This window comes from Moorena sp. SIO3H5, from assembly GCF_010692395.1.
Lineage (GTDB): Bacteria > Cyanobacteriota > Cyanobacteriia > Cyanobacteriales > Coleofasciculaceae > Moorena.
Map to the genome: position 1 here is coordinate 1 of NZ_JAAHHS010000316.1, position 9,095 is coordinate 9,095.

8 protein-coding genes are annotated in these 9,095 nt (G+C 41.3%); 3 read left to right on the top strand and 5 right to left on the bottom strand.

Features of this window, described 5'->3' with window-relative positions:
* Positions 1–231: 231 nt before the first annotated feature.
* From F6K52_RS26550 to F6K52_RS26565, 5 genes are all read right to left on the bottom strand, one after another.
* Positions 232–1,347 carry a response regulator gene (locus F6K52_RS26550; RefSeq protein WP_293085371.1) on the bottom strand — a complete coding sequence of 372 codons (1,116 nt, stop codon included), beginning with the start codon at positions 1,345–1,347 and terminating at the stop codon, positions 232–234.
* Between the two features lie 24 nt (positions 1,348–1,371).
* Positions 1,372–3,111, bottom strand: coding sequence for an EAL domain-containing protein (locus F6K52_RS26555; protein WP_364419814.1), 1,740 nt, complete (start codon positions 3,109–3,111; stop codon positions 1,372–1,374).
* Entirely contained in the window at positions 3,111–5,354 is a 2,244-nt protein-coding gene (locus tag F6K52_RS26560) for an ATP-binding protein (RefSeq protein ID WP_293085374.1), read from the bottom strand. Before F6K52_RS26560 ends, F6K52_RS26555 begins: the two co-directional genes overlap by 1 nt.
* 209 nt (positions 5,355–5,563) lie before the next feature.
* Positions 5,564–5,644 (bottom strand): hypothetical protein, encoded by an 81-nt coding sequence (locus tag F6K52_RS37095; protein ID WP_364419821.1) that lies wholly within the window; start codon positions 5,642–5,644, stop codon positions 5,564–5,566.
* Between the two features lie 338 nt (positions 5,645–5,982).
* Positions 5,983–6,621: a histidine phosphatase family protein gene (locus F6K52_RS26565; RefSeq protein WP_293085377.1), complete on the bottom strand. Its 639-nt coding sequence runs from the start codon at positions 6,619–6,621 to the stop codon at positions 5,983–5,985.
* Between the two features lie 159 nt (positions 6,622–6,780).
* Between F6K52_RS26565 and F6K52_RS26570 the strand changes: the two genes are divergently transcribed.
* The 3 genes from F6K52_RS26570 to mutY all read left to right on the top strand — a co-directional run.
* The gene (locus F6K52_RS26570; protein ID WP_293085380.1) at positions 6,781–7,740 is read left to right on the top strand and encodes an RNA polymerase sigma factor, RpoD/SigA family; all 960 of its coding nucleotides are present in this window, start codon (positions 6,781–6,783) and stop codon (positions 7,738–7,740) included.
* A gap of 232 nt (positions 7,741–7,972) precedes the next feature.
* Complete coding sequence (locus F6K52_RS26575; RefSeq protein ID WP_293029537.1) at positions 7,973–8,320, top strand: DUF760 domain-containing protein; 348 nt, start codon at positions 7,973–7,975, stop codon at positions 8,318–8,320.
* A 47-nt stretch (positions 8,321–8,367) separates the two neighbouring features.
* Positions 8,368–9,095 (top strand): A/G-specific adenine glycosylase (gene mutY / locus F6K52_RS26580; RefSeq protein ID WP_293085383.1); only part of this gene is annotated, 728 nt, incomplete at its 3' end.

Genomic DNA, 9,095 nt, shown 5'->3' on the forward strand with positions numbered 1-9,095 from the left:
AACTGCGTCAACCCTCGCTTTCTGACGCTTAATATTTGCCCATTTACTATGTCCTGCCATAACGGTTAAGTTGATTACAACCCAACTAACAAAATACCTCCACTTCTTGGTTTAAATATAACCTACCCAAGTCATCTGCTAAAAATAAATATATTATTCTCTCTCCTAGGATAGCTACCAACTTAAGGAAAGAAAGTCCATGTTAAATGGTATATCCTAAATGGTTATTGGTCAAGGGAGTAGCCCTTTAGAGATTAGGGGTAGGATTACTTGCACTGTAGTTTGTTCTCCTAGTGTACTATGTATTGTTAATTTACCACCGTGTAACTCAACTAGACGTTTAGCAATCACTAGCCCTAACCCTGAGCCTTGTTGTTCGTAGAGGTTACCTTTAAAGTGTAAGTCCGCTTCCAATTCGGCCATTTCAGCGTCAGATATCCCTTGTCCCTTGTCGTGGACCGACAAGATCAACGTATTATTTTGTGAATAGCTATTTACCCAAACAGGTGTTCCCTCTGGTGAGAATTTAAAGGCATTATTAATTAACTCTTCCAACATTTTATTAAGTCGGTTTTGCGACATAGCAATAGTAGCCTCTCGCCAATCTAATTGCAAATCCGCAACCCGTCCTGTCTTTTGAGCAAGATTCTGAATCAAATTAGCCAGAACCGGATTAGGCAATTTACTGGTAGTCTTTTGTAGATTTTCTATTTTCTTGGAATCTGTAGCGATTATTTCAAGCTCTGCATAAAGTAAAAAGTTCTGAATTAACCTTAATAACCGTTCACCCGACTGATGGATATCTTCTGCCATAGTCTTAATTTGATATCGTTCCAAACTTTCCCATTTTTCCATAATTAGTTGAGAAATATCCAGAATCCGATTTAGGGGTTTATCCATTTCATAGGGCAAAGACAGTGTAATATGACTACGCAAATCATCCAGTTTTTTATCTTTTTGCAACTCAAGGGTAGCTTGCTTTTCCAATCGAGTAGTAATTGCTCCTAGTAGTTCTACTCTAGTAAATGGCTTGGTTAGATAATCATCTGCTCCTAATTCCATTCCTTGGCGCTGATCAGTTTTTTCAGCTCTAGCTGTAAGAAACATAAAAGGAATAGTTGCTGTAGCAGGATGTTTACGTAAGGTCTGCAATACCTGATAACCATCAAGTTCTGGCATCATGACATCGCAAATAATCAAATCCGGCGATTCATCCTGGGCTAACTCGATACCAATCCGACCATTACTACCAGCAATCGCCTCAAAATCCTCAGCCTCAAGTAACTCCAGTATATTTTCTCGTACTGAAGGTTCATCTTCAATTAACAGAATTTTTGTTCTTACCATTTTTTTGCGCTTTGTAAAACTAATCTAATTGACTTGAGGTAGTGGGAAACCAATACCGCTATTGAGCAAACGTTTAAATTCCGGCGCTGGTAAAGCTCTACTAATCAAGTGACCCTGAACTCGATCACATTTATGAGAATAAATAAAAGCCAATTCTTCTTGAGTTTCGACTCCTTCAGCAATCAGTTGTAGATTTAAACTTTTTGCCATTTGTATAATTGCCTTAGTAATAGCAGCCTGGTTAGGCTTCTGCACAATATTACGAACAAAGCATTGATCAATTTTGAGAACATCAAAGGGAAATTGTTGTAAATAGCTTAAGGAAGAATATCCTGTACCAAAATCATCAATTGCAATTTCTAAACCTAGATTTTTCAACTCATTTAACTGACGAATAGCCGTCTCAGTGTTTTTAACTAGTATACTTTCAGTTAGTTCTAATTCTAGAGTTTGATAGGTTAAATCATTTGACTGCAAAATCTTGACTAAATTATCGTAAAAATCAGGTTTATTAAATTGACGACCTGATAAATTTACTGCTATACGGAAAGAGGTAAATCCATCATTTTGCCAGAGTTTAGCTTGCTGACAAGCCTGCTGTAATACCCATTCTCCAATGGATAAGATCAGACCGGTTTCTTCGGCGATCGGAATAAATTTTGCTGGGGGAACTAAACCGAGTTCTGGATGATGCCAACGTAATAGAGCTTCAGCACCAACAATTTTTCCTGTATCGAGACTGATTTGGGGTTGATAGTAAACCTGGAATTCTTCCCGTTCCAAAGCATAGCGTAAGCTACTCTGCAAGGTAAGATGATTTGAAGAATTGACATTCAAGGCACTGGTATAAAACTGATATTGATCACCCCCCTGACGCTTTGCCTGAAGCATCCCCTGGTTGGCATGATTAAGTAATTGTTCAACGTCTTCACCATCACGGGGATAAATGGCAATACCAATACTGGCGGTGATAAAAACTTCTTGATCATCCAGAACGATAGTTTGAGAAAGGCTATCAAGAATGCTTTGGACAACATTAATGACATCTTGTTTGTGTTGAGCTGTGGCTATAATAACGGCAAATTGATCGCCATTTAAACGAGCAACTGTATCCTGAATACCCACACAATCAGCGAGGCGTTGAGCAACAAATTTTAGTAAATAATCTCCCCAAAAATGACCGAAATTATTGTTAACTTGATTAAACCGATCTAAACCCAAAGATAGAAAGGTAACCAGTTTTTGATTATCGTCGATGTGTTGTTTTACTTGCTTAAACCGTTCTCGCAAGGACAGCCGATTAGGTAGGTTGGTCAAGCTGTCATGGTGGATCAAGTAATTGAGTTTATTTTTAGCTTCCTGAAGTTCAGTATTGTAATGCTTATGAACAGCAGCTTTTTTTTTGAGTCTACTGGAAATTGACCCTAGAAGTTCTGCTCTAGTAAAGGGTTTGGTAATATAGTCATCTGCCCCTAGTTCCATACCTTGACGAAAATCATTTTTAGCAGCCTTTGCTGTTAAAAAAATAAAAGGAACTGTTGCCATCATTGAGTCTTGACGCAGGGATGTTAAGACACTGTAACCGTCCATTTCTGGCATCATGACATCACAGATAATTAAATCTGGGATAGTTCCTTTCGCTAAACTAACACCAACACGACCATTTTCTGCTCCAATGACATCAAACCCTTCAGCATCCAGGAGTTCTATAATGTTTTCCCGGACAAACTCTTCATCTTCAATCACTAATATTTTTCTCATCATTAATTTGATAGTAAGTAATATATTGGCAGGGTTACAGTAAACGTTGTACCGACAGTTACCTCACTTTCTAGATCAATTTGACCTTGGTAGATATCGAGACACTTTTTGACAATTGTCAAGCCTAAGCCAGTTCCGGTAATTGTCCCGACATTTGTACCTCGATGAAAGGTCTCAAATAGTAGTCCTTGGTCTTCTTCAGGAATACCAATACCTTGATCGCTGATTTTAAAGATAGCCTGATTGGCAGAGCAAGTGAGTTGAAGCTCAACCGTGCTACCATTGGGAGAATACTTCAGTGCATTACTCAGCAAATTCTCCAAAATTTGCCTAAGCAATTTTTCATCCATATAGGGTCGGGTGGATGATAAGGAACTAGCAGCATTATTTTTTTCATGATTACTTCCTAATTGATTACCAAAATTTTCTAAGTTAAAAATAAAATTTATTATGTGATTATTTTGATCATAAAGTTGGATTTGATCAATTAAATTTTTGCAAAATTTTTCTAACTCTATCGGGTTTAAATTTAACTCTAATTTACCAGATTCTACCTTGCCAATTAGCAATATATCATTCAAAAGTCTGGTCATATGTTGAACCATTTTTTGAATGCGATTTAGGTGATTATTCTTTTTACATTCTGACCATTTATTACCGTAATGTTCCAGTAACTCTGCTGATGAAAAAATCGTTGTTAGAGGGGTACGAAATTCGTGAGATGTCATGGTAATAAACCGAGATTTTAGCTCCCCAAGTTGTTTTTCTTTAGCCAGTGCATTGATGATTTCTAATTCTGTTTGTTTCCGTTGAGTGATATCTCTATCAACCCCTCGATAACCACAAAACTTGCCAAGACGATCAAAAATTGGTACACCACTGGTTTCCAGAACCACTAACTGACTATTTTTGTGAATTCTGGTATTTTCCAAGTTGCTAAAGGGGTGTTTTAAAACGGTAAAGGAAGCCAAAATTTCCATGACACGTTTTGCCTCTTCCTGTGACATTAAGTCAAAGGGAGTTTTGCCAACTACTTCTGATGGTTCATAACCGAGTAATTCCCAGACTTTGGGACTAGCGTAGGTATAGACAGCATTTTCATCCATCTCCCACATCCAATTACTACTAATTTCTACGACATTACGAAACCGCTCTTCACTCTGCCGCAACTGCTCTTCTGCCTTTTGGCGCTCAATAATTTCCCCCTTGAGTGCTTGGTTCGCTTTCCTCAGAGCAGCAGTACGTTGTTGAACTCTGACTTCCAAAGCATCATTGACTTGTGCTAGGGTGAGTCGTGCTTCAATACGCTCAGTAATATCCTGGACAATAACAGCAACTTCATCTAACCCACTTTTAACAATACGAGCCTCAAAGTAGCGGAGTTTACCATCTTGTCTGACTGGGGACTCAATAACTTGCATCTCATCACTTTCTAGGGCTATTTCCACATGCTCCCAAATTAATCCTGCTACCTCAGTGGGTAAACAGTTATGTAAATGTTTCCCAATACAGTTATTGGTGAGAAACAGCACAGGGTTTTCAATGGCCGCTTTCCAATCCAAGTAGAAGCCATCCCGATTGACACGAAAGATTACATCTGGTATTGCTTCTAAGAGTGCTCTGTTTCTAGCCTCGCTTACTTTTAGTGCAGACTCTTTTTGTTTAAGTTCTTGGCTTTGTTTTTGATAGAGTTGCTCAAGTTCTTGGTGGGTTAGAGCAATAGCAAAATGATCGGCGATCCCTCGGATGAAGGCAATTTCTTGGACTGTCCATTCTCGTTCTTGATCACACTGATACAAGGTGATACTACCCAGACAAGACTGCCCATGGACCAGTGGCACCATCATGATGGCACGGAGGTCACATGGATAGGTTAATTCCTTCAGTTCTGGTGGGAGTTTTCCCTCCGATTCAGGAATAATCAACGGTTTCCCCTGAGCTAGCCAGGAGTGATAACTCTCAAATAGGTGGCGAAATACCTCGATCAGAGATGGCTCGGCTATACTCTGCACTGATTGGGTAATGGGAAAGCTAACTTGATGAGTTGCCATAGCTGGAGGGTCGTGAGTGGGAAACATTAAACAGCCACTCACTTGCAAGATTTGATGTAATTGATTAGCTATGGTAGGTAGCAATTCATTTAGGACTAACGTCCTCCTTGTAACCTGGGCAATCTGGTTAATCATTTCCGCTTGGACTTTCAAGAGGTAATAGTCCACTCTTTGATGTCCAGTGCTCGATTCCATGGGTGCATGCTCAGGTAACATAACCAATAAAATTAGCTAAGAGCGGAACTGTCTAGCCTAGACTGGACATAGATTCAACCGCCATCAACTCAACGCTGTACCATAATTTTCAGCCCATCCCCACCAATCAATTCGGGGGATTTGAGGTCAGTTGTCCATTGTCAGTTGCGCACGCAGCTACTAGCTTTTAGTTATGGGCTAAGTGCTAATTACCTGTTGCAACTGACCATTGACCACTGACCATTGCAAGGCGTCGATTCATGCCCATACCAAGAAAATAGGGGCAACACTCGCCGCCCAACCTTAGGTGATGGTAAGATACTACATCACCCGATGATTCCTAAATTGTTGCACAGTATTAATTTCTAGCCCTCGTGGAAACTACGGTGTCTTAGCTAGTTTGTCTATCTTGACACCTGTAAATTCACGAACAGTTAGTGTATCATTGGTCTTTGGTGATTGGTTATGGGTCAAAGCGCGTCCCTCAGCCAGATTAGCCCTAGGTCTTACCCGTTCGCGCCACTGTCGCCCCTTGGGCGAAGGAAAGTGTGAGGTGATGAGTCAAAGGAGACTATGGCTGTAGACTATTGACAAAAAAACTTTCGTATACTATTGAAGCTTATACCCTTCAATTAAACCGGATGACATCTTCTGTCTGACTCAGGTGAGAGGTATCTCCATTAAGTTCCATCACCCACTGTTTTTCTTGGCGCACTAGTTTAACTAAACAGCACAAGGATGCTTTAATGTCTTGTGTGGCACCCACTAGTCCCTGAGTGGTTCCAACTACTGATGGTCCGTGACCAACCAGTAGTAAATCTTCTGAAAATTGAGCAGTGATACGTTGTGCCGTTTCACCTGTTCGTTTGAGTAAAGCAACACTTGTTTCTGGATATTCAGGGATTACACAGGAAGTATAACTGGTGTCAATTCGCTGAAACTGCTTGTGCAATACTTCATTAGGCAGTCTTTCTGGTTCAGTTGCCATCCACTCAGGATTGAGCCATTCACTTAAACCCAACTCTAACTTAATAGGTAAATCCAGAATTTCTGCGACTTGGTTAGCCGTTTGGACAGTTCGTAAAAACGGTGAGGCAAATATATGCCTAATTCCTTTTCCTACAAGGCGTTGACCCAGTTGGGCTGCTTGCAGTTCCCCATCTCCTGAAAGGGGTGGATCATAGGGTCGCTCTGCCTTGTTGAACCATTCGGGGTTAACAAAGTCAAGGCGGTTTCCGTGTCTGGCAATCCAAACTGTTTGGGTCATCTTACCTTACACCCTCTTCGGGAATTTAGTTAAGTTATGTTAAATTTATTAAAATAATTTAACTCAAATCCCACAAAGCTTATCATCTGGTTTGGAAAACCAGCATGATTTGCTTTAATTTTCTTAATTTAAATCTCACTGATAACGCCATCGAATCCAATGAAAACCGCTCAGGACTCTACAGATTTAGTTCGTACCTATTTAAAGGAAATCGGTCGTGTACCATTACTGACCCATGAGCAGGAAATTTTTTACGGGAAAAAGGTTAAGCAGTTAACAACCTTAAAGGAAGCCAAAGAGTCCCTTGTCCAACAGCTGGGTCGTGAACCGACGTTTTCTGAGTGGGCAACAGCATCTTGCCTAACGGATTCTCAGTTAAAGTCTAGCATCGCTGTTGGTGAATCCGCTAAACGCAAGATGGTGGAAGCCAATTTGCGATTGGTGGTGGCAGTGGCAAAGAAATACATTAAGCGTAATCTCGAGTTGCTGGACTTGATTCAAGAGGGAACCATCGGGTTGCAGCGGGGTGTAGAAAAATTTGACCCTACCAAAGGCTATCGTTTTTCTACCTACGCCTACTGGTGGATAAGGCAGGCAATTACTCGTGCGATCGCAGAAAAAGGGCGCACGATTCGCCTTCCTATCCATATTACCGAGAAGTTAAACAAAATAAAAAAAGCCCAGCGCCAACTTTCCCAAAAGCTGGGACGAACAGCTACTATCTCAGAATTGGCAATTGAGTTGAACCTAACACCATCACAATTGCGGGAGTACTTCGAGCAAGCACGTCAACCCCTCTCTTTGGAGTTGCGAGTGGGGGATAACAAAGATACAGAATTGGTTGAGTTGCTCGAAGACACCGGTCCTGGACCAGAAGACTTTGTGACTCAATCGTTAATGCAGCTAGACTTAGAGAAATTCATGGATGATTTGACACCGCAGCAGAGGCAGGTGTTGAAACTCCGTTATGGCTTGACAGAGGAAGAACCAATGACATTAGCCAAAATTGGTCAACACCTCAACATCAGCCGTGAACGAGTGCGACAAATCGAACGAGAAGCGATCGCTAAACTTCGTAAGCGTCAAGGGGATATGCGGGAATATATCCCAGCTAGTTAATTTGTTCTGAGTTGGTTTAGTCATTAGTCATTAGCCACAATCACCAATGACTAATGACCAATAGGTGAGAAAATCAGATCCTAGATGGTTCGGTTCCACCTACTTTGCCATGGTCACTTGCCTGTTAAAGTAATTAGAAATACGAAGCAGTAGAGCTAAACAGATAAACATCATCATTGGCTGCCGACTCTAGTAGAAAAACCGGAATTAGCCATCGCTAGGAGGTAAAACGGTGAATAACGCATCCAATCCCAATCATGTTCCTGAGTTCTTTGATAAAGATTCTGACAATAATTTACTCTGGCAGTATGTTCAATCGATGAGTCCAGAAACCATTACCCAGCTGTCTAGACCAACGTCTTCGGAAGTCTATCAGGTGATGGAAAACAATATTATGGGAATGTTGGGAAACTTGCCTTCCCAAGACTTTGGGGTAACTATCAGTACTAGCCGTGAAAATCTAGGTCGCCTTTTGGCTTCAGCCATGGTTAGCGGCTATTTCCTTAGGAACGCTGAACAACGTATGGTTTTTGACAAGTCTTTGCAAATAGCTGAATCTCAATCTGTGGAGGAAGATTAGTCAAACCTTGGGCTAAAAGGGCTGAATCTATAGATTTAAGGGAGAAAATGCCCAATCGAATATCGGCAGATCATAACCTGAGTCTGTCGGTTTCCAATATTGAGGAACAAAGAAGATCACTCTTAGACTGGTATGCCAGAGCTGGTCGAGATTTACCGTGGCGACGAAGTTGGGAACCCTATAGCATCTGGGTATCTGAAATTATGCTACAGCAGACCCAGGTCAAAACGGTCATTCCCTACTATCAGCGCTGGATGGAGGAATTTCCCACCCTCGAACATCTGGCATCTGCTGATTTACAGCAAGTCCTCAAAGCTTGGGAGGGTTTGGGATATTACTCCCGTGCTCGCAACTTGCACGCCTGCGCTAAAACAATTATGCAGTGTCATGGTGGCGTTTTTCCCCAAGAGCTGAGCCAGGTCTTAGCATTATCAGGGATTGGTAGAACAACAGCAGGTGGTATTCTCAGCGCTGCCTTCAATCAGCCAGTGCCTATTCTCGATGGTAATGTTAAACGAGTAATAGCACGATTGGTAGCATTGTCGATACCACCTGCCAAAGCCACTCAACAATTATGGAAGCTATCAGAAGCCTTACTGGATCATCAGCATCCTCGGGAGTTTAACCAAGCAATAATGGATTTGGGAGCAACTATCTGTACTCGGAAAACTCCCAATTGCCCTGATTGTCCCTGGAAATCTTACTGTCAGGCTTACAATCATGGTATTCAATCTGAAATACCTATGCGTGAACCATCTTCTCCCCTACCCACAAA

What these genes read in the sequence shown, in the direction of transcription:
- F6K52_RS26570 (WP_293085380.1), top strand. Translation starts at nt 6,781, where the DNA reads ATGAAAACCGCTCAGGACTCTACAGATTTAGTTCGTACCTATTTAAAG.
- F6K52_RS26550 (WP_293085371.1), bottom strand. Translation starts at nt 1,347, where the DNA reads ATGGTAAGAACAAAAATTCTGTTAATTGAAGATGAACCTTCAGTACGA.
- F6K52_RS26560 (WP_293085374.1), bottom strand. Translation starts at nt 5,354, where the DNA reads ATGGAATCGAGCACTGGACATCAAAGAGTGGACTATTACCTCTTGAAA.
- F6K52_RS26555 (WP_364419814.1), bottom strand. Translation starts at nt 3,111, where the DNA reads ATGATGAGAAAAATATTAGTGATTGAAGATGAAGAGTTTGTCCGGGAA.
- F6K52_RS26565 (WP_293085377.1), bottom strand. Translation starts at nt 6,621, where the DNA reads ATGACCCAAACAGTTTGGATTGCCAGACACGGAAACCGCCTTGACTTT.